19 protein-coding genes are annotated in these 20,098 nt (G+C 72.5%); 8 read left to right on the forward strand and 11 right to left on the reverse strand.

The annotated features are described in order from the left end of the window. Positions 1-72 precede the first annotated feature (72 nt). Together AB0O07_RS23930 and AB0O07_RS23935 are read right to left on the reverse strand one after the other, a co-directional pair. Positions 73-1,383 carry a metallophosphoesterase gene (locus AB0O07_RS23930; RefSeq protein ID WP_365636811.1) on the reverse strand — a complete coding sequence of 437 codons (1,311 nt, stop codon included), beginning with the start codon at positions 1,381-1,383 and terminating at the stop codon, positions 73-75. 102 nt (positions 1,384-1,485) lie between these two features. Next, positions 1,486-1,743: a hypothetical protein gene (locus tag AB0O07_RS23935; RefSeq protein WP_365636484.1), complete on the reverse strand. Its 258-nt coding sequence runs from the start codon at positions 1,741-1,743 to the stop codon at positions 1,486-1,488. On the opposite strand from AB0O07_RS23935, the gene AB0O07_RS23940 reads away from it, so the two are divergent. Next, positions 1,682-3,223 (forward strand): D-alanyl-D-alanine carboxypeptidase, encoded by a 1,542-nt coding sequence (locus AB0O07_RS23940; protein WP_365636487.1) that lies wholly within the window; start codon positions 1,682-1,684, stop codon positions 3,221-3,223. The genes AB0O07_RS23935 and AB0O07_RS23940 overlap by 62 nt on opposite strands. On the opposite strand, the gene AB0O07_RS23945 is transcribed toward AB0O07_RS23940, so the two are convergent. Beyond that, a complete protein-coding gene (locus AB0O07_RS23945) occupies positions 3,171-4,208 on the reverse strand; it encodes a YhjD/YihY/BrkB family envelope integrity protein (protein ID WP_365636489.1) in 1,038 nt (345 codons plus the stop codon). The genes AB0O07_RS23940 and AB0O07_RS23945 overlap by 53 nt on opposite strands. 128 nt (positions 4,209-4,336) lie before the next feature. On the opposite strand from AB0O07_RS23945, the gene AB0O07_RS23950 reads away from it, so the two are divergent. Next, the gene (locus AB0O07_RS23950; RefSeq protein ID WP_365636492.1) at positions 4,337-5,131 is read left to right on the forward strand and encodes an SDR family NAD(P)-dependent oxidoreductase; all 795 of its coding nucleotides are present in this window, start codon (positions 4,337-4,339) and stop codon (positions 5,129-5,131) included. Positions 5,132-5,218: 87 nt separating this feature from the next. Here AB0O07_RS23950 and AB0O07_RS23955 read toward each other — a convergent pair whose 3' ends face one another. After that, the gene (locus AB0O07_RS23955; protein ID WP_365636495.1) at positions 5,219-5,809 is read right to left on the reverse strand and encodes a 2'-5' RNA ligase family protein; all 591 of its coding nucleotides are present in this window, start codon (positions 5,807-5,809) and stop codon (positions 5,219-5,221) included. Between the two features lie 305 nt (positions 5,810-6,114). Next, the gene (gene trpS / locus AB0O07_RS23960; RefSeq protein WP_365636498.1) at positions 6,115-7,125 is read right to left on the reverse strand and encodes a tryptophan--tRNA ligase; all 1,011 of its coding nucleotides are present in this window, start codon (positions 7,123-7,125) and stop codon (positions 6,115-6,117) included. Positions 7,126-7,410: 285 nt separating this feature from the next. Between trpS and rocD the strand changes: the two genes are divergently transcribed. Further along, positions 7,411-8,598 carry an ornithine--oxo-acid transaminase gene (rocD, locus tag AB0O07_RS23965; protein ID WP_365636813.1) on the forward strand — a complete coding sequence of 396 codons (1,188 nt, stop codon included), beginning with the start codon at positions 7,411-7,413 and terminating at the stop codon, positions 8,596-8,598. Positions 8,599-8,640: 42 nt separating this feature from the next. Here rocD and AB0O07_RS23970 read toward each other — a convergent pair whose 3' ends face one another. Both AB0O07_RS23970 and AB0O07_RS23975 read right to left on the reverse strand, forming a co-directional pair. After that, positions 8,641-9,900, reverse strand: a complete 1,260-nt coding sequence (locus AB0O07_RS23970; RefSeq protein WP_365636500.1) for a glutathionylspermidine synthase family protein — start codon at positions 9,898-9,900, stop codon at positions 8,641-8,643. Continuing rightward, positions 9,900-10,169, reverse strand: a complete 270-nt coding sequence (locus tag AB0O07_RS23975) for a hypothetical protein (RefSeq protein WP_365636503.1) — start codon at positions 10,167-10,169, stop codon at positions 9,900-9,902. The genes AB0O07_RS23970 and AB0O07_RS23975 overlap by 1 nt, the downstream gene beginning before the upstream one ends. Before the next feature lie 197 nt (positions 10,170-10,366). Between AB0O07_RS23975 and AB0O07_RS23980 the strand changes: the two genes are divergently transcribed. The 5 genes from AB0O07_RS23980 to AB0O07_RS24000 all read left to right on the forward strand — a co-directional run bounded on the left by AB0O07_RS23980 (position 10,367) and on the right by AB0O07_RS24000 (position 13,726). Then, positions 10,367-11,203 (forward strand): hypothetical protein, encoded by an 837-nt coding sequence (locus AB0O07_RS23980; RefSeq protein ID WP_365636815.1) that lies wholly within the window; start codon positions 10,367-10,369, stop codon positions 11,201-11,203. A gap of 215 nt (positions 11,204-11,418) precedes the next feature. Then, positions 11,419-12,564: a methyltransferase domain-containing protein gene (locus tag AB0O07_RS23985; RefSeq protein WP_365636505.1), complete on the forward strand. Its 1,146-nt coding sequence runs from the start codon at positions 11,419-11,421 to the stop codon at positions 12,562-12,564. Between the two features lie 67 nt (positions 12,565-12,631). Further along, positions 12,632-13,141 carry a carboxymuconolactone decarboxylase family protein gene (locus AB0O07_RS23990; RefSeq protein WP_365636507.1) on the forward strand — a complete coding sequence of 170 codons (510 nt, stop codon included), beginning with the start codon at positions 12,632-12,634 and terminating at the stop codon, positions 13,139-13,141. Between the two features lie 146 nt (positions 13,142-13,287). Then, complete coding sequence (locus AB0O07_RS23995) at positions 13,288-13,509, forward strand: type II toxin-antitoxin system HicB family antitoxin (protein WP_365636510.1); 222 nt, start codon at positions 13,288-13,290, stop codon at positions 13,507-13,509. Then, the gene (locus AB0O07_RS24000; RefSeq protein WP_365636512.1) at positions 13,499-13,726 is read left to right on the forward strand and encodes a type II toxin-antitoxin system HicA family toxin; all 228 of its coding nucleotides are present in this window, start codon (positions 13,499-13,501) and stop codon (positions 13,724-13,726) included. Before AB0O07_RS23995 ends, AB0O07_RS24000 begins: the two co-directional genes overlap by 11 nt. Before the next feature lie 39 nt (positions 13,727-13,765). On the opposite strand, the gene AB0O07_RS24005 is transcribed toward AB0O07_RS24000, so the two are convergent. The 4 genes from AB0O07_RS24005 to AB0O07_RS24020 all read right to left on the reverse strand — a co-directional run bounded on the left by AB0O07_RS24005 (position 13,766) and on the right by AB0O07_RS24020 (position 20,070). Next, complete coding sequence (locus AB0O07_RS24005) at positions 13,766-14,659, reverse strand: ABC transporter substrate-binding protein (RefSeq protein ID WP_365636816.1); 894 nt, start codon at positions 14,657-14,659, stop codon at positions 13,766-13,768. A gap of 175 nt (positions 14,660-14,834) precedes the next feature. After that, the gene (locus tag AB0O07_RS24010; RefSeq protein ID WP_365636818.1) at positions 14,835-16,805 is read right to left on the reverse strand and encodes an ABC transporter permease subunit; all 1,971 of its coding nucleotides are present in this window, start codon (positions 16,803-16,805) and stop codon (positions 14,835-14,837) included. 281 nt (positions 16,806-17,086) lie between these two features. Continuing rightward, the gene (locus AB0O07_RS24015) at positions 17,087-18,475 is read right to left on the reverse strand and encodes a glycine betaine/L-proline ABC transporter ATP-binding protein (RefSeq protein ID WP_365636515.1); all 1,389 of its coding nucleotides are present in this window, start codon (positions 18,473-18,475) and stop codon (positions 17,087-17,089) included. Beyond that, positions 18,472-20,070 carry a GMC oxidoreductase gene (locus tag AB0O07_RS24020; protein WP_365636518.1) on the reverse strand — a complete coding sequence of 533 codons (1,599 nt, stop codon included), beginning with the start codon at positions 20,068-20,070 and terminating at the stop codon, positions 18,472-18,474. The genes AB0O07_RS24015 and AB0O07_RS24020 overlap by 4 nt, the downstream gene beginning before the upstream one ends. Positions 20,071-20,098: the final 28 nt, after the last annotated feature.

The following is a 20,098-nucleotide window of genomic DNA, read 5'->3' on the forward strand; positions in this document are numbered from 1 at the left end:
TTCACGTTAAGTCGGGAGGGACGGGAGAAGCCGGGAGGGACATGAGAAGCCGGGAGGGACGGGCAGGTCCCCTCACGTCTGGCGCGAGGCCAGTTCCACGACCGTGATGTCGGACGGCGCCCCGACCCGTACCGGCGGACCCCAGGCGCCCGCGCCCCGCGAGACGTAGAGCTGCGTGTCCTCGTACCGTTCCAGACCGGCGACGGTGGGGTTGGCGAGGGCCGCGAGGTGGTTCCCGGGCCAGAGCTGGCCGCCGTGGGTGTGGCCGGAGAGCTGGAGATCGACGCCGTGGCGTACGGCGTCGTGGATGACGATCGGCTGGTGCGCGAGGAGCACCGAGGCCCTGGCCGGGTCGCGGTCCCCGAGCGCCTTGGCGAAGTCGGGACCCTCGCCGTACGACTCGCCCGCGACATCGTTGACCCCGGCGAGGTCGAAGCCGTCGATCTCCACGCGGGCGTTCTCCAGCGGGCGCAGCCCCAGTTCGCGTACGTGGTCCACCCAGGCGTCGGCGCCGGAGAAGTACTCGTGGTTGCCGGTGACGAAGAAGGAGCCGTGCGGCGCCTCAAGACCGGCGAGCGGTTCGGCGGCCGGGCCCAGGTCCGCGACGCTGCCGTCGACCAGGTCGCCGACGACGGCGATCAGGTCGGGCCGGGTGGAGTTGATCGCCCGGACGATACGGCGGCTGTGGGCGGAGCCCAGGATCGGGCCGAGGTGGATGTCGCTGACGACGGCGATCCGGAAGCCGTGGGCGGAGCGCGGCAGCTTGGCGAGCGGGACGGTGACGCGCTTGACGGAGGGGCCGCGCAGGACGCCGTACGTGCCGTAACCGACGGTGGCGAGCGCGGCGGTGGCGGCGGCCCCGCCGACGACCCGGGAGACGAAGAGCCGGCGGGAGGGGGCGGAGACGACGGGGGTGGCGGGGGCCGCCGGTGGCTCCGTGACAGCGGGGGCCGCCGGGGGCTCCGGGGTCGCGGAGGACGCCGGGGGCTCCGTGCCCTCCCGTGGCTCCGTGCCCTCCTGTGGCTCTGACGGAGTACTCCCTGCCGGGGAGTTGTCCGCCATGTCGCGCCGGGCCAGGTAGCGCCGTACGAGCGGACGTGCCGCCTCGCCGGCCGCCAGGGCCAGCACCAGGTACAGCAGCAGCGCCAGCCAGAGGAATCCGGGCCAGGCCAGGGTCTGCTGGAGCCAGAAGGGTGCGCCCGAACGGCCCGATGTGACAGCGCCGATGGAGAGAACAGGAAGCAGAATGACCGCAACGGTTCCCAGCCTGCGGAGCGGTCCGGGCGCCGTCGTCGTCTCGCGGACCAGGCGCCGCCATACATACCAGTGCGCCGCGACCAGCACCGCGACGACCACCAGCCCCACCAGAACCGCCACTACCACCCCGACCACGGAGTACGCTCCCCTACCCGTTTACCCGTTACCCGCTGATGTGTCGCACTGCCGATACGTCCGGTACGTCGCGCCGCCGGTACGTCGCGCCGCTCACGCGTCCCGCTCCGGCCCTTCACGCCGGAGCGCGCGGACTCCGCGGAACCCGATCACGCCGATCGCCGTCCCCAGAAGAAAGGACACGATGGCGAGTGTCAGGTGGACCCAGAAGTACCCCGTCGGGTCCCCCGCGTCGTCGAAAGCGAGCCCGCTGCCGTCCTGCCAGAGATTTTTCACGAAAGTGATCCAGATGAACCAGCTCCAGACCCCGAACGCGAGCAGGAACCAGGACACGGGGCGGCTGAGCTTCATGGATCCAGTATCGCCGCCGCCGTTCCGGCGCCGGCGGCGGGGTCCGGGAGTGCCACCGCCGGTGTCGGCGTCCATGACAGGGCCCTGTACGTTCTCCGTCGTGCCCGCACCCACAAGGACCTCAAGGACTTCCAGGACCGCCACCGCCAGGACCGCCATGACGGTCCTGGCCGCCGCCCTGCTGCCCGTTCTGACCGTGCTGCCCGCCGCGCCCGCCGTGGCCGCGAGCGGCGCCCCCGAGTCGCCCGAGGCGCCCGCGGCCTCCGCGACCGCCTCCGCCGCGGAGAGCCGGGCCGACGGGGCGGGCAACGGGCAGCCGCAGCCGCCCGCGTCGATGTCCACGGTCGGCGGGACGCTGCTGGGCAAGGCGGGGACCCAGGTGAACCTCGGCGCGGGCGCGCCGGTGCTGCCGAAGAAGCTGAGCGGCCGGTCGTGGATCGTCGCGGACGCCGAGACCGGGGATGTCCTGGCCTCGCACAACGCGCACTGGCGGCTCCCGCCCGCCTCCACCCTCAAGATGCTCTTCGCGGACACGCTGCTGCCGAAGCTGGACGCGAACGAGGAGTACAAGGTCGAGAACGCCGACCTGATGGGCGTGGGCGCGGGCAGCAGCCTGGTCGGGGTCAAGGAGAACCTGACGTACACGGTCCACGACCTCTGGCTCGGGGTCTTCCTGCGCTCCGGCAACGACGCCGTGCATGTGCTCGCCGCGATGAACGGCGGGGTGGAGAAGACGGTCGGCGAGATGCAGGCGCAGGCCGACGAGTTGCAGGCGCTGGACACCCATGTGGTCACGCCCGACGGGTACGACGAGAAGGGCCAGGTCTCCAGCGCGTACGACCTGACGCTGATCGCCCGCTCCGGCCTCCAGAAGAAGGACTTCCGGGAGTACAGCTCGACGCAGACCGCGAAGTTCCCCGGCGAGTACTCGAAGCCGAAGAAGGGGGAAAAGGGGGAGAAGGGGGAGAAGGAGGAGGACTTCAAGCCCGTACGGGAGAAGTTCGAGATCCAGAACACCAACAAGCTGCTGACCGGCGCCGGCGGGGTCACCCAGTACAAGGGCATCGCGGGCGTCAAGAACGGCAGCACCACGCACGCCGGGAACACCTTCACCGGGGTCGCCGAGCGCGACGGCAAGAAGCTGCTGGTCACGGTGATGAACCCGTCGTCCGGCGAGCCGCACGCGGTCTACCAGGAGACGGCGCGGCTCCTGGACTGGGGGTTCGCGGCGAGCGGGAAGGTCAAGCCCGTAGGGGTCCTGGTGGGCCCGAAGTCCGCCCGTACGAGCCCGTCGCCCGAGGCCACCAAGGCGGGCGCCGAGGGCCACCAGCCGGTGGCGGCGGCGAACGGCGGCTCGGGCGGGGCGGGGGTCGCGCTCGGCATCACGGGCGGGGCGCTGGTCCTGCTCGCGGGGACGGCGTACCTGGTCAACCGGCGCTGGCCGCTCCCCGACCTGGTCCGGCGGCGTCCGCGCGGGTAGCACCGCCGCCGGCCGCCTGTCCCGGGGGCGGGGGCCCGTCCGAGAACGCGTGCGGAGGCTCGTTCTCGGCCGGCGGCTTGTCATCGGCCGGCGGCTCGTCACCGGACGGCGGCTCGCTCCCGCCCGGCTGCCCGGCCCTGCTCGGCGTCGCCGTCCAGGCGGCGCAGAACAGCAGCAGCTTCGCCGTGAAGTTGATCCACAGCAGCAGCGCCACCGGCACCCCGAACGCGCCGTACATGCTCTTCGTCGCCACGCTCCTCATATAGCCGCCCAGCAGCAGCTTCAGCAGCTCGAAGCCGACGGCGCCGAGGAGCGCGGCGACGACGAGGCGGCGGCGCGGCGGGTGGACCCGGGGCAGCAGCGTCAGGACGTACAGCAGGAGCAGGAAATCGGCGAGTACGGCCACCACGAGCGCGGCGGTCCGGAGCAGGACGCCGCCCGCCCCGCCCTCCGGGATCCCGAGCCGGGCGGCGCTCCAGCCGACCGCCGTCGAGCCGAGCCCGGAGGCGGCGAGCGAGGCGAGCACGACCGCGCCGAGGCCGAGCAGGACCAGCCCGTCCTTGCCCTTGAGGACGAACGGGTTGCCGTCCTCCGGGTCCGCCAGCTCCCAGACGGCCCGCAGGCACTCCCGCATCGAGCCGATCCAGCCGATCCCGGTGAAGAGCAGCAGCGCGCCGGCGACCAGCCCGACCGTGCCCGCGTTGGCGACGAGAGCGTTGAGGTCGAGCTGCTGCGAGATGCCGGGGACCTGCTGGGAGATGGTGTTCTGGAGCCGGTCGAGCCGGTCCTGGCTGAGCAGCGCGGCACCGATCGCCGCGGCCACGGTGATCAGCGGGAAGAGCGCGAGAAAGCTGATGAACGTGATGGCGGCGGCGAGCCGCGTCCAGTGGACCCGGTCGAGCCTCTCGTACGAACGCCAGGCGTGGGTCAGCATCAGGCGCGCCACGACCGGGCCGATGACGGGGAGGTTTTTCAGCCACTCCATGGGGAGGGTCTACCGCCCCGGGCTCCATCAGTAACCACACCACGAGCCACATCACGACCACGAGCCACATCGCGACAAACGCCATGAAGTATGTGATACCGGTCGATCCTGACGATACGGTCACGGGCATGCGCTCATCCACGAATGACGCCGCCCTCGTGCGGCTGCCGCGCTCCGTGCTCGTTCTCGGCGGTACGTCGGAGATCGCCCTGGCCACCGTGCGCCGCCTGATCGTCCGCCGCGCCCGTACCGTCTGGCTGGCGGGGCGCCCCTCCCCCGCGCTGGAGGCCGCCGCGGCCGGGCTGCGGGCCCAGGGCGCGGAGGTCCGTACCGTCGCCTTCGACGCGCTCGACCCCGAAGCGCACCCCGAGGCGCTGGGGAAGGTCTTCGCCGAGGGCCCGGTCGACCTGGTGGTGCTCGCCTTCGGCGTCCCGGGCGACCAGGCGCGGGACGAGGCGGACCCGCCGGCCGCCGCGCGGGTGGTGCGGACGAACTGCGCGGGCGCGGTCTCCGCCGGCCTGGTCTGCGCCGCGGCGCTCCAGGCGCAGGGGCACGGGGCGCTGGCGGTGCTCTCGTCGCTGGCGGCGGTACGGCCCCGGCGCGCCGACTTCCTCTACGGGGCGGGCAAGGCGGGCCTGGACGCGTTCACGCGGGGGCTGGCGGACGCGATGGACGGCACGGGGGTACGGGTGATGGCCGTACGGCCCGGATTCGTCCGCCCGTGGACCCCGCCGGGGGCGCCGGACGCCCCGGTCGCCCCGACGGCGCTGACCCTGGCGGCGACGCCCGGGGAGGTGGCCGTGGCGATCGAGGCGGGGCTGCGGCGGGGCGCGCGGACGGTGTGGGTGCCGGGGGCGCTGGGGGCGGTGGCGGCGGCGCTGCGGCTGGTCCCGGGCCCGCTCTACCGCAGGCTGCCCCTCTGAGACGTACCGGCTCCAGGACGTCCGCTCACGGGCTCACGTACCGCTCACGCACTTGCTCACGCACTTGCTCACGTACTGCTCACGCGCTTACGGGCTGACCGGCTCGGGGCTGTCGGCGGGGGTGGCCTGGGAGGGCACCCCCGAGCTCTCCGTACCGCCGCCGAAGGCGTACTCCTGCACCTTGCGCCAGACGCCGTCGGCGCCCTGCTCGTAGAGGGCGAAGGAGGCGCAGCTCCACTCGGCCGCGTAATCCGCCAGCTCCTCGTACGCCCGGTCCATCGCCTCCTCCGCGATGCCGTGCGCGATGGTCACATGCGGGTGGTACGGGAACTGCAGCTCCCGTACGAGCGGACCCGAGGCGTCCCGGATCCGGCGCTGGAGCCAGGCGCACGCCGAGGCGCCCTCGACGACCTGGATGTAGACGACCGGGGAGAGCGGGCGGAACGTACCGGTCCCGGAGAGCCGCATGGGGAAGGGGCGCCCCGCCGAGGCGACGGCGGCGAGGTGTGCCTCGATCGCGGGCAGCGCGGCGGTGTCCACCTCGGTGGGCGGCACCAGCGTGACGTGGGTGGGGATGCCATGCGCGGCGGGGTCACCGAAGCCCGCACGCCGCTCCTGGATCAGAGTGCCGTAGGGCTCCGGGACCGCGATCGAAACGCCGAGCGTTACGGTCCCCACGTCGTTCTCCTCCATCTCGTCGGTCTGGCATCTCGTCGGTCTCGCCGGTCTCGCCGGTCTCGCCGGTCTTCCCGGTGTGACGCGCCAGTGAATCGCTAGTGTGACGGTCGTACGGTCATGCTGCCAGCGCTCCGGCCGGCGGTCGCCCGAGCGGAGGGCCGCTCTCGGTACAGGGCGTAACCGGGCGACCTGTCCCCGTCACGCCGATTCGTCCGTACGGTCGGCCCCGGGCCCCCGTTTCCGCTCCGCCGGGCCGCGCCCATCCGGCTCAGCGGGCCCGGTGCCGGGTCCGCCGCCCGGCGGGCTCAGTGCTTGGCGGGCAGGAATCCGACCCGGTCATAGGCCTGGGCCAGGGTCTCGGCGGCGACCGTACGGGCCTTCTCCGCGCCCTCGGCCAGGATGGCGTCGAGCGTCTCCGGGTCGTCCAGATACTCCTGCGTACGGGCCCGGAACGGTGTGACGAAGTCGACCATCACCTCCGCCAGGTCCGTCTTCAGCGCGCCGTACCCCTTCCCGTCGTACCGCTTCTCCAGGTCGGCGACGGAGGTGTCGGTGAGGGTGGAGTAGATGGTCAGCAGGTTGCTGACGCCGGGCTTCTCGACCGCGTCGAAGCGGATCTCCGTGCCGGTGTCCGTCACCGCGCTCTTGATCTTCTTCGCCGTGGCCTTGGGCTCGTCCAGCAGGTTGACCAGGCCCTTCGGCGTGGACGCGGACTTGCTCATCTTGATCGCGGGGTCCTGGAGGTCGTAGATCTTGGCGACCTCCTTGACGATGTGCGGCGCCGGGACGGTGAACGTCTGCCCGAAGCGGGAGTTGAACCGCTCGGCGAGATCGCGGGTCAGCTCGATGTGCTGGCGCTGGTCCTCGCCGACCGGGACGGCGTCGGCCTGGTAGAGCAGGATGTCCGCGACCTGGAGGATCGGATACGTGAAAAGCCCCACGGTGGCCCGGTCGGTGCCCTCCTTGGCGGACTTGTCCTTGAACTGCGTCATCCGGGCGGCCTCGCCGAACCCCGTGATGCAGTTCATGACCCACCCGAGCTGCGCGTGCTCGGGCACATGGCTCTGGACGAAGAGCGTGCAGCGCCGCGGGTCGAGCCCGGCGGCCAGGAGCTGGGCGACGGCCAGCCGCGTGTTGGCGCGCAGGGCGGCGGGATCCTGCGCGACGGTGATCGCGTGCAGGTCGACGACCATGTAGAACGCATCGTGCGTGTCTTGCAGCGCCACGTACTGACGCACCGCACCGAGGTAGTTCCCGAGGTGGAACGAGCCTGCGGTGGGCTGGATCCCGGAGAGGGCGCGAGGACTAGAGGCCATGCTCAGCATTGTCTCAGGTGGGACCGACAGCTCGAAACGGTTCGGCCCGGGACCGCCACGGGCAGGCTCCGGTCAACGCGGTGATCCGCTTGGTGATCAGCTAGTCGACTCGCCGATGAACGACACGACCCGCAAGAACCACACGAACCACACGAACCACCTGAACGACATGAACCACCTGAACGATCGGAGAGCCCCGTGTCGGCTACGGAGCGTACGAAAAGGACCGAGACCCCAGCGACGACAGCGGCAGCGGCAGCGACGACGGCGGCAACGGAACACGCCATCGCCTCCGCGGAGGCCCACAGCGCGCACAACTACCACCCGCTGCCGGTCGTCGTCGCCTCGGCGGACGGGGCGTGGATGACGGATGTCGAGGGGCGGCGCTACCTCGACATGCTCGCCGGGTACTCGGCACTCAATTTCGGCCATGGCAACCGGCGGCTCATCGATGCAGCGAAGGCGCAGCTCGACCGGGTGACGCTGACGTCCCGGGCCTTCCACCACGACCGGTTCGCCGATTTCTGCCGGGAGCTGGCGGAGCTCTGCGGCATGGAGATGGTCCTGCCGATGAACACCGGCGCCGAGGCGGTGGAGACAGCGGTCAAGACGGCGCGGAAGTGGGGGTACCGGGTGAAGGGGGTACCGGACGGCAGAGCGAAGATCGTCGTGGCGGGCAACAACTTCCACGGCCGGACGACGACGATCATCAGCTTCTCGACGGACCTGGAGGCCCGCGCGGACTACGGCCCGTACACCCCGGGGTTCGAGATCGTGCCGTACGGGGACCTCACCGCGATGGCGGCGGCCCTGACGGAGAACACGGTGGCCGTGCTGCTGGAGCCGATCCAGGGCGAGGCCGGCGTCCTGGTGCCGCCGCCCGGCTATCTCGCCGGGGTACGGGAGCTGGCCCGGGCGCGGAACGTGCTCTTCATCGCCGACGAGATCCAGTCGGGGCTCGGCAGGACGGGCGCGACCTTCGCCTGCGAGCACGAGGGCGTGGTGCCCGACATGTACGTGCTGGGGAAGGCGCTCGGCGGCGGGGTGGTGCCGGTCTCGGCGGTGGTCTCCTCGGCGGAGATCCTCGGGGTGCACCGCCCCGGCGAACACGGCTCGACCTTCGGCGGCAACCCGCTGGCCTGCGCGGTCGCCCTGGAGGTCATCGCGATGCTGCGCACCGGCGAGTTCCAGGACCGCGCCCGTGAACTCGGCGACCACCTCCACCGCGAACTGAACCTGCTGACGGGCGGCGGCGCGGTGGAGGCGGTACGCGGCCGGGGCCTGTGGGCCGGTGTCGACATCGCACCGGCCCACGGCACGGGCCGCGAGATCTCGGAACGCCTGATGGACCACGGCGTCCTGGTCAAGGACACCCACGGCTCCACCATCCGGATCGCGCCCCCGCTGGTGATCAGCAAGGAGGACCTGGACTGGGGGCTCGACCAGCTCAGGGCGGTGCTGGCGGAGGGGTAGCAGGAGTAGGAGGAGGAGCAGCGGAGTAGAGGGGCAGCGGAGTCAGCGGATCACGTGGGGCAGGAAGCGCGCGTATCCGTCCGTGATGAGGCCGGCCGATTCACGGATGCCGAGGCCGGCCGCCTCGTCGCCGACCACCCAGGCGCCGAGCACCACGTGGTTGCCGTCGAACGCGGGCAGCGGGGCGAGTTCCTGGTAGCAGCACGCCTCGCCGTCCCGTACCGCCCGTACGGCCGGAGGCCGGTCCGCCCCGTACGAACTGCCCGGACCGCCCGGACCGTACGAACTGCCCGGACCGCCCGGACCGCCCGGCCGGTGGATGGTCACCCCGGCGCCCTCCCGGCCCAGCAGCGGCTTGGCGACGTAACCGCTGGTGGCGGCGAGTTCGCGGGGGCCGTCGAGGTAGGCGGGGAGGAGGTGGGGGTGGCCGGGGTTCAGCTCCCAGAGGACGGCCAGGAGGGCCTTGTTGGAGAGGAGCATCTTCCAGGCGGGTTCGATCCAGCAGGTGGTGCCCGTACCGCCGCCGTTGTCCAGGGTGTCGAGGACATGCGGGCCGAAGTGGTCGGTGGCCAGCCACTCCCAGGGGTAGAGCTTGAAGCAGGTACGGATGTACCGGAGCCGGTCGTCCACGAAGCGGCCGGAGAGCCGGTCCCAGCCGATCTCCTCGACCGACAGCGCCGCCGTCTCCAGGCCGGCCTGCTCGGCCGTCTCGCGGAGATAGGCGACGGTCATCAGGTCCTCGCCGAGTTCGTCGTCGTCGGAGTGGGCGAAGTGCACCGGGCCCGGCGGCAGCAGGGCGGCCTGCCGCCGCCAGCCGTCGACGAGGCGTTCATGGAGGGAGTTCCACTGGTCGGCGCCGGGGAAGCGGTCCTCCATCCAGAACCACTGGGCGCTCGCGGCCTCCACCAGGGAGGTGGGCGTGTCCGCGTTGTACTCCAGCAGCTTCGCGGGCCGCCCGGTCCCGTCGTAACGGAGGTCGAAGCGGCCGTACAGGGACGGCAGTTCGGCGCGGCGCCGCCAGGACTCGGCGACCAGGGCGGCCAGCCGGGCGTCGGTGATGCCGAGGTCGGCGAACCGGTCGTACGCGACGATGTGCTCGGCGGCGTCCAGGCAGAGCGCGTGCAGCTCCTCGACGACCTCCTCCAGCGCCTCCACCTCGGGCAGGGTGAAGCTGTAGTAGGCGCTCTCGTCCCAGTAGGGGCGGAGCGAGTCGTCCGGGTAGCGGGTGAGCGGGTAGATGACGCCCTGCTCCTCGACGGTCTGCTGCCAGCCCGGGCGCGGGTCGATGGTGTGACGTTCCATCAGCCGCCCGTCCCCCCGGACTTGCCGGAGCAGCCGAAGCCGCCGCGGTCGACCGCCTGCTTGTCGTAACTGCCGCCGGAGACCTTGCCGTCGCGGCTGGAACCGCCGTAGTAGTACGAACCCCCGCCGGTACTGCTCCGGCAGGAGGACTCCGGCAGGGTCGTCCCCGACCCCCGGTCGACGCACCGCCGGTCGGGCTCGGAGCCGCAGGAGGTGAGCGCGAGCGCCAGCACCCCCATGGACCCCAGGACGACGGTGCTCGACCGCATCCTCCGCCCGCCCGCCTTGCCCGCTCGACTCCCTTTACCCTCTTCGCCCTCTTGACCTTCTTTGCCCTCTTTACCCATACGCGCGGTCACGACCGCATCACCCCCGTGATGTTCGATTCTGGCCAGCAGGCCACTCGAACAGGATAGTTGGCCGATTCCGTGCGCGGAGGCCCTAGGGTCGTTCTGTGCTCTTCGGGATGATCTGCGCGCTGGGTTCGGCGGTCTGCTACGGCACCGCGTCCGTGTTCCAGGCCGTCGCCGCACGGGCCGCCGAGCCCGGGACGGGGTCCGGGGTGGACCCCGCGCTGCTGCTGCGGGCGGTGCGGCAGTGGCGGTACGTGGTCGGACTCGCCCTGGACGGGCTGGGGTTCGTCCTCCAGATCGTGGCGTTGCGCGCGCTGCCGATCTACGCGGTGGGCGCGGCGCTGGCGGCGAGCCTGGCGGTGACGGCGGTGGTCGCGGCGCGGGTGCTGCGGGCACGGCTCGCCCCGGCCGAGTGGGGCGCGGTGGCGGCGGTGTGCGGGGGCCTGGCGATGCTCGGCCTGGCGTCGGGCGCGGAGGGCCACGGCACACCCCCGCCCGCCCTGCGCTGGTCACTGCTGGCGGCAGCGGTGGCGATCCCCGTGCTGGGCGCGGCGGCGGGGCGGCTGCCGGGACGGGCGCGGGCGCCGGTACTCGGCCTGGGGGCGGGGCTCGGCTTCGGGGTGGTGGAGGTGGCGGTACGCCTGATCGACGCGACGAACCCGCTCGACCCGGCGAACCCGGCGCTGTACGCACTGCCGCTGGGGGGCGCGGGGGCGTTCCTGCTCCTGACGTCGGCGCTGCAACGCGGCTCGGTGACCACGGCGACGGCCGGCCTGGTCCTCGGCGAAACGGTCGCCCCGGCTCTGGTGGGCGTGGTCTGGCTGGGCGACCGGACCCGGGGCGGCCTGGAGTGGCTGGCGGTCACGGGCTTCGTGGTGGCGGTGTCGGGCGCGCTGGCGCTCGCACGGTTCGGGGAGGCGCCGGGGGAGGCGGAGAGGTCTGGCGAGTAGACGCCATAGAGTAATCAGCCCCTTGCGCAGAGTTATTGCGGTGCGTGACGATGGATGCGCGCCTCCCGAAAGACGGGAGAGCGGAGAACGGAGTTGACCATGGGCAACCACGCCAAGCCGCCGCCCGACCCCGCACAGGGCAAGCCGCCGCCGGGAAACACGGACGGAAAGGTGCCCGATCCCCCACCGCCAAGTGGCAAACGCAGGAAGTGACGATGCCCGTGGACATCGAGGCGTACCGTCGGCGCCTGGTGGACGAGATGGCGGCCGGGGGCTGCTGGCCCGGGGATTCCCCCTGGGTCAGGGCCGCCGTCGAGTCGCTGCCCCGGGACCTGTTCGCGCCGGAGCGGGTCTGGATCTGGAACGGCGAGGAGTACCGGCCGGTGGAGCGCACCACCGCCCCCCTGGGATGCCCACGGGAGTGGGCGGAGGCGGTGTACCCGGGACGGTACGACGCGACGGTCGTCCAGGTCACCGACGGCGTCGCCACCTCCAGCCTGTCCTGTGTGTCGGTGGTGGCCGACATGCTCGACTCGCTGATGCCCGAGCCGGGCCATCGGGTGCTCGAACTCGGCACGGGCGCGGGGTGGAACGCGGCGCTGCTGGGGATACGGGCCGGCCCCGGCCGTGTCACCAGTGTCGAGTGCGACGCGGAGCTGGCCGCCGCCGCGCGGGAGCGGCTGGCCCGCGCCGGGGCCGAGGTGGCGGTGCGGGTGGGTGACGGGGCGCTGGGGGTGCCGGAGGGCGCGCCGTACGACCGGGTGATCGCGACCTACGCGGTGGACGAGGTGCCCTGGTCCTGGGTGGAGCAGACCGGGCCCGGCGGCCGGATCGTCACCCCCTGGGGCAGGCTCGGCCATGTGGCGCTCACGGTCGCGCCCGACGGCCGGTCCGCCTCGGGGTGGATGCAGGGGCTGGGAATGTTCATGCCCAGCCGGTACGGGCCTGACCAGGGCAGGGAGTTCCATGAGATCCGGGGGGCCGTCCCCTCCGATACGGAGTCCCCGTTCCCCGGGGACCCGCGCGCCCTCACGGACGGGAACCTGCTCTTCGCCCTGAGGGTGCTGCTCCCGGCCGTACGGATCGCCACGAACACCGGCGGGAGCGGCGGCCCGACCGCCCACCTGCACGACGGCCACTCCTCCTGGGCGACCCTCACCGCACCGCCCGGGGCACGGCGGGCGACGGCGCTCCAGGGCGGCCCGCGACGGCTGGCCGACGCCGTCGTGACGGCCTGGCGGAGATGGGAGAGCGGCGGCGCGCCATCGCTCTTCGACTTCGGGCTGACACGGACACGAGAGGAGCAGTACGTCTGGAGCGGAGACCGGGAGAAAGGCCCGCGCTGGGAGGCGGAGGGGTAGCGGTATCGGGGCGATCTTGCCCGGAAGCGCACTGGCCGTCCGCCGTCAACGGCGTAGCGTCGTCATCATGACGACCGAAGCGGTGAAGAACACGGCATCCGACCGACTGCCCGAGCACACTCCCCGGCTGGCGATCGCGAAGCTCGCTCCCGAGGTCTACAAGTCCATGATCCAGCTCGACCGGGCGGCCCGGCAGGGGGTCGATCCGGTGGTGCTGGAGCTGGTGAAGATCCGGGCCTCGCAGATCAACCACTGCGCGTACTGCGTCGACATGCATTCCAAGGACGCGCTGGCGGCCGGCGAGTCGGTGGAGCGGATCGTGCAGCTCAGCGCGTGGGAGGAGGCGCGGCACTTCTACACGGCGAAGGAGATCGCGGCGATCGAGCTGGCGGAGGCGGTGACCGTCCTGACGGACGGCTTCGTGCCCGACGAGGTCTACGCGAAGGCCGCCGCGCACTTCGAGGAGACCGAGCTGGCGCATCTCATCGCGGCGATCACGGTGATCAACGCGTGGAACCGGTTCGCCGTGACCAGCCGGATGGTGCCCGGGCACTACACCCCCGGCAGCCATCGGTAACGCCCCCCTGGTCACCCGTCGCGTCGGACAGCCGCCCGTCACGTCGGACAGCCGAGCGATCGAGAGTCCTGGCAGGTCGCCCGGGGGAGGGAAGCCTGCCGATGGAGCACCCCCGGCCGATCGGCTCGCGTGCCACAGTGGCCGACATGACGCAGCATGCCGTGCACCTGGCCGCCGCCGTTACGCATGAGGACGAGTGGTACGTCGCGCGTTGCCTTCAGGTCGAGGTGACCAGCCAAGGGACCACCATCGAGGAAGCGCTCGACAACCTGCGCGAGGCGCTGGAACTGTACCTTGAGGACGAGCCCGTCCCCGAGGCGTACGAGACCGAGGTCATCACCGCGCCGATCGAGGTCCGTGTCGCGTGACTCCCTCTCTCCCTCGCGGGCTGTCCGGGGAAGCGGTCGCCAAGGCCCTCTTGCGGGCGGCTTCGGACATGTCTCCACCCGAGGCAGCCACGCCAAGTACCGCGCGGCCGACCGGACCGTCATCGTTCCCCTGCACTCCAGCCTGGCGCCCGGCACGCTGAAGTCCATCCTGCGGCAAGCCGACTGGACCATCGACACCCTGCTGGGCCACATGTAGCCGTGCCCCCGCCCCTGGTTGCCGTCCAGCGGCCCCGATTTACTTTTCCCGGGGCGGGAGCCACTTCCGCCAGGTCGGCTCGTGTGCTTTCACCCAGGTCTCCGCCGCCTTCTCCGGTGTGAGTTTCCGGTCCGCGATCAGCAGGGCGACCTCGTTCTGGTCCTCGGTCGTCCACCGGAAGTTCTTCAGGAGGGTGGCCGCGCCGCCGCCGTTCTTCGCGAACTCCGCGTTCAGGTACTTCTGGAGGGGGGTGTGCGGGTAAGAGCAGGCGACCTTCTTCGGGTCGGCGTCGCATCCCTCCGTGTACGCGGGGAGCTTCACCTCCGTCATCGGGACCTGCTGGAAGAGCCACTGCGGCGTGTACCAGTAGGTCAGGAACGGCTTCTTCTCCTTGGCGAACTGCCGGATCTGGGTGATCTGCGCGGCCTCCGAGCCTGAGAAGACCACCTGGTAATTCAGCTTCAGATTGGCCACCAGGGCCTTGTCATTGGTCACATACGACGGGGAGCCGTCCAGGAGCTGGCCCTTGCCGCCGGACTCCGGGGTGCGGAACTGGTCCGCGTACTTGTTGAGGTTGCGCCAGTCGGTCACGTCGGGGTGCCGCTGCGCGAAGTACGTGGGGACGAACCACCCGATGTGCCCGGTCACCCCGAGCCCGCCGCCCGGGGTGATGGTCTTCTTCTCCTTGACGTACCGCCGCTCCTGGTCGGGGTGGCCCCAGTCCTCCAGGATCGCGTCGACCCGGCCCTGGCTGAGCGCGTCCCAGGCGGGGATCTCGTCGACCTGGACGGTGTCGACGCGGTAGCCGAGTTCGTGTTCGAGGAGGTACGTCGCCACGGCCACGTTCGCCTGGGCCCCGACCCAGGACTGCACGGAGAGGGTGACGGTCTTCGACCCCTGGGCGTTGGCGTACGGGGAGGCCTGCTTGGTCATGTCGGCGGCGCCGCAGCCGGTGGCGGCGAGCAGCGCGGTCACGGAGGCGAGGGCTCCGGCCGTACGGGCCAGGGATCCGGTCGTACGGGCGCCGGATTCGTTCGTACGGGCCAGGGATCCGGTCGTACGGGCGCCGGATCGCGTGCGGCTCCGGACCGGGCGGGTGCGTGCCATGTCAGGCTCCCTTCCTCTCTCCGCCACGGCGTTCCGTGGGCTGGGTGACCCGGTCGAGCATCAGGCCGAGGCAGACGATCGCGGCGCCCGCGACGAGGCCGGTGGCCAGGTCGCCCTGGGCCAGGCCGAACACCACGTCGTACCCGAGCGCGCCGCCGCCGACCAGGCCGCCGATGATGACGACGGCGAGGACCAGGACCACGCCCTGGTTGAGCGCGAGACGGAGCGCCGGGCCCGCGAGGGGCAGTTGGACCTGGCGGAGCTGCTGGGCACTGGTCGCGCCGAGGGAGCGGGCGGACTCCAGCGCGGCCGGGTCGACCTGGCGGAGCCCCTGGGTGGTGATCCGGACGACGGCGGGCAGCGCGTAGACGACGGCAGCGGCGGCGGCCGGGGCGCGGCCGACGCCGAAGAGCGCGACCACGGGGATCAGGTAGACGAACTGCGGGAGGGTCTGGAAGATGTCGAGGACCGGCCGGAGCACCTTCTCGAAGCGGGTGCTGCGCGCGGCGGCGATCCCGGTGGCGAAGCCGACGACGAGGGTGACCGCGACGGCGGCCAGCACCTGCGAGAGCGTGTCCAGCGACGGCTGCCACACGCCCAGGACGCCGATGGCGGAGAGGGCGAGCACGGCGGTGAGCGCGGTCTGCCAGGTCCCGATGAGGAGGGCGAGCGCGGCGACGATCAGGAGCAGCGTCCACCAGGGCAGCGCCTGGAGTCCGCCGCGCAGCGGGTCGAGGATCCAGGTGGTGAAGTGGCCCGCCCAGTCGGCGGTGCCGCCGATGAGGGGGACGCCGGAGTAGAGGTGGGCGGTCATCCAGTCGACGGCGCGGTTGACGGGGGCGGCGATCCGGACGGTGCCGCCCGGGGGCCAGTCGAGCCGCCCGGCGAGGCGTCCGGCGAGCGCGACGACGGCGGTGCCCACGGCGACGGCGGCCCACCCGGCCCACCCGGCCCCTGCGGTACGGAGCCGGGCGGCGAGCTCCGGACGTCTCCGCCCGGAGCCGGAGCCGGAGCCGGCGTTGGAGCCGGAGTTGGAACCGGCGGCGGCGGTCGTACGGTCGAGGACGACGGCCAGCAGCACGATGGGCAGCCCGGCGGCGAGCGCCGCGCCGACGTCGACGGAGGCGAGCGCCTGGTAGACGCGGTCGCCCAGGCCGCCGGCGCCGATCACCGAGGCGATGACGGCCATGGAGAGGGCCATCATGATGGTCTGGTTGAGGCCGAGGAGCAGTTGCCCCCGGGCGAGCGGGAGCCGGGCGGTGAGCAGCCGCTGGCGGGGCGTGGCCCCGAGCGAGGTGACGGCTTCCATGACGCCCGGGTCGGCGTGGCGCAGGCCGAGCGCGGTGAGCCGGGCCATCGGCGGTGCGGCGTAGACGACGGTCGCGAGGACGGCGGCGGGGACGCCGATGCCGAAGACCAGCACGACGGGCAGCAGATACGCGAAGGCGGGCAGCACCTGCATGGTGTCGAGGACGGGCCGCAGGGCGCGGTGGAGCCGGTCGGAGAGCCCGGCGGCAAGCCCGAGCACCGCGCCGGCCACGACCGAGGCGGCGACGGCGACAACCATCAGGGCGAGCGTCTGCATGGTGGGCACCCACATGCCGAGCACCCCGCAGAGGGCGATGGCGGCGGCGGTGGTGCACGCGAGCCGCACCCCGGCGACCCGCCAGGCGATCAGCCCGGCGGCGGCGGTGACCCCGGCCCACCCCATGGCGAGCAGCAGCAGGTAGACGGCGCGGACGGAGAGGACCACGGCGTTGCTGAGGTGGCCGAGGAAGTAGAGGAAGAGGGGATGGCTGTCCCGGTTGTCGATGATCCACTCACTGGCCGAGCCGAGCGGCCCCGAGAGATCGACGGTGAGCCCGTCGGGCCAGGCGGTCCCGGGCCAGCGGATGAGGGCGACGGGCACCAGTACGGCGGCGAAGAGCGCGAACAGAAGCACCTTCCCGAGCCAGGGTCGCCGCCGCAGCATGGTGAGCGTCCCGGCGAGCGGACTCCCGACGGGGCCGTCGGGGCCGGCGAGGTCACCGGATCCGACGGAGGCACCGATTCCGGCGGCGCCATCGGCCCTACCGTCCCCGCCGTCCCCGCCGTCCCCGCCCGGGGCGGATACGGAAACGGGGGTGTCGGGGGCGCCGGCCCCTTCGGCGTCAACCGAGGCGAGGGCTCCGAGTTCACCGGAGACACCGGAGGTCCTGACAGCCCCGGAGGGGCCCGGTCCTATGGCGGGGTCCGGGGTGTCGTTCGTGGCGGTCATCGGAGGGCCGCCTCTCCGGTTTCCGGGTGCGTGGCCGGGGTCGTGCCCGCCGCTCCGGCCCCGCCCACCTCCGTACCGGCCCCGCCCATGCCCGTACCGGAGGCGCCCGTGCCCGTACCGGAGGCGCCCGTGCCCGTACCGGAGGCGCCCGTGCCCGTACCGGAAGCACCCGTGCCCGTGCCGGCGACGACGCCCAGGAGGCCGGCGTGGTCGATGACGCCGACCACCTTGCCGTCGTCGACGACGCGGGCCTCGGTGTCGCCCGAGCGGGCCACCGCCTCGATGGCCTCGGAGACCGTCGCGGTCGGGGCCAGCGCCGGGCCCGCGCCGGAGTCGCCTTCGGCCTGGGCGCGCATCGCCGCCCGTACGGTGATCACCTGCTCCCTCGGTACGTCGCGGACGAAGTCCCGTACGTAGTCGTCGGCCGGCGCCCCCACGATCTCCTCGGGCGTGCCGAGCTGGACGATCCGGCCGTCCCGCATCAGCGCGATCCGGTCGCCGAGGCGCAGCGCCTCGTTGAGGTCGTGGGTGATGAAGACCATCGTGCGGCCCTCCTCCCGGTGGAGCCGGATGACCTCCTCCTGCATCTCGCGCCGGATCAGCGGGTCGAGCGCGCTGAACGGTTCGTCGAAGAGGAGCACCTGCGGGTCGACGGCGAGCGCGCGGGCCAGCCCGACGCGCTGCTGCTGGCCGCCGGAGAGCTGCCCGGGTTTCCGTTCCTCCAGCCCCTGGAGGCCGACCTTGCCGACGACCTCCGCGGCCCTCGCGCGCCGCTCGGCGCGCGGCACGCCCTGGATCTCCAGGCCGTAGGCGACGTTGTCGAGGACGGAGCGGTGCGGCAGCAGGCCGAAGTGCTGGAAGACCATGGCGGCGCGGTGCCTGCGCAGCGCGCGCAGCCGGGTCCGGTCCATGGCGAGGACGTCCTCGCCGTCGATGGCTATCGCGCCGGAGGTCGGTTCGATGAGCCGGGTGAGGCATCGTACGAGGGTGGACTTGCCGGACCCGGACAGGCCCATGACAACGAAGACCTCGCCCTTGCGGACATCGAAGGAGACGGCGCGTACGGCGGCGGTACAGCCGGTACGTTCGCGCAGCTCGGGCGCGGTGAGCGCGGCGAGTTCGGGGTCGGCGGGGACGCGGGCGGGCCGGGGCCCGAAGACCTTCCAGAGGTCGCGTACGGCGAAGACGGGCGGCGGGGCCGATCCCTCGGCGGGCCCGGCGGCGGTCGTACTCGTCCCCGTATCAGGCGCGGGCGCGGGCGCGGATGCAGACGCGGGCGCGGGCTCGGTCGCGGCCCCGCCCGTGCCTGCCGCGCCCGCCGGCCTCTCCGGCCCCTCGGCGCCGGCCCCGCCCGCTTCGTCCGGCCTGTCCAGTGGTGCGCTCATCGGCTCAGCCCCTTCTCCTCGTCCTCCGCGTCGGCCGCCGCCCTGACCAGGTCCGCGCACTTCTCCCCGACCATCAGCACCCCGATCATCGGGTTCACCGCCGGCATCGTCGGGAAGACCGACGCGTCGGCGATACGGATGGACCGGAGCCCCCTGATCCGCAGATCGGGTGTGACGACGGCCTGTTCATCGGTGGCGGCGCCCATCCGGCAGGTACCGGCGGGGTGGTACACGGTGTGGGCACACCGGCGGGCGTACTCGCTCAGTTCCTCGTCGGAGGTGATCCCGGGCCCCGGCGCCACCTCCCGCTTGAGCCAGCCGGCCAGCGGTCCGGTGGCGGCGACCCGGCGGGCGATCCTGATCCCGTCGACCAGGGTGCGCCCGTCGTAGTCGTCCTCGTCGGTGAAGTACCGGAAGTCCAGGGCCGGTTTGACCTCGGGGTCGGCGCTGGTGAGGTAGAGCCGGCCACGGCTGCGCGGCTTGGGGATGTTGGGGGTCATCGACACGCCGTGCGCGGGGCGTTCGTACCCCAGCCGCTCGGGGTTGTCGGTGAACGGGATCTGGTAGAAGTGGAACATCAGGTCGGGCCCCTCGGCCGCCGGGTCGCGCCGTACGAAGAGCCCCGCGTCGGAGTCCATCGCCGAGTTCTCCGGTATCGGCCCGTCCGTCTCCCAGACGATCACCGACTCGGGGTGGTCGAGCAGGTTCTCGCCGACACCCGGCAGGTCGTGGACGACCGGGATGCCGAGCTTCTCCAGGTCGGCGCGGGGCCCGATGCCGGAGTGGAGCAGCAGCCGGGGCGTGTCGACCGCGCCCGCGCAGACCAGGACTTCCGTACGGGCCTCGATCAGCCGCTCCGTACCGTCGGCGGTGCGGACCCGTACCCCGGTGGCGCGGGTGCCGTCCAGCTCCAGCCGGTACGCCCAGGTCTCCAGCAGGAGGTGGAGGTTGGGGCGGTCGAGGAAGGGGTGGAGGTAGGCGACGGAGGCGGAGGAGCGCTTGTTGTCCTCCGGGTGGTACGCGAGGTCGAAGAAGCCGACGCCCTCGTGGAAGGGCTTCCGGTTGAAGCCCTCGACGCGGGGCACGCCCAGCGCGGTCTGCGCGGCGTCCACAAAGTCGCGGGCGATGGCGTTGCGGTCGCGCTCGTCGACGGGGACGACGTTGTTGCGCAGCTTCCCGAAGTACGGGTCCATCGCGGCCGCGTCCCACCCCTCGGCCCCGGCCGCCGCCCACTCGTCCCAGTCGCCGGGGAGCGGTTTGAACGCGATGAGCGTGTTGTGGGAGGAGCAGCCGCCCAGCACCCGGGCGCGGCTGTGGCGGATGTGGGAGTTGCCGCGCGGCTGCTCGGTGGTCGGGTAGTCGTAGTCCAGCTCGCCGCCGAGCAGCCCCATCCAGCGCCGCAGGGTGAGGACATCGTCCCGGCCGACGTCGGAGGGGCCGCCCTCGATGACGGCCACGGTGGTGCCGGGGTCCTCGGTGAGCCGGGAGGCGATCACCGAGCCGGCCGTACCGCCGCCGACGACGACGTAGTCGTACGTGTCGCCGGACGCGTGGTCGTCCGGGTCGTACGCGGGCGGAGTCTCCGTCGTGCCCATGTCTGGTCTGCTCCTCTGCTGGGGTGGC

It is taken from the genome of Streptomyces sp. NPDC093085 (genome assembly GCF_040683935.1).
GTDB lineage: Bacteria > Actinomycetota > Actinomycetes > Streptomycetales > Streptomycetaceae > Streptomyces.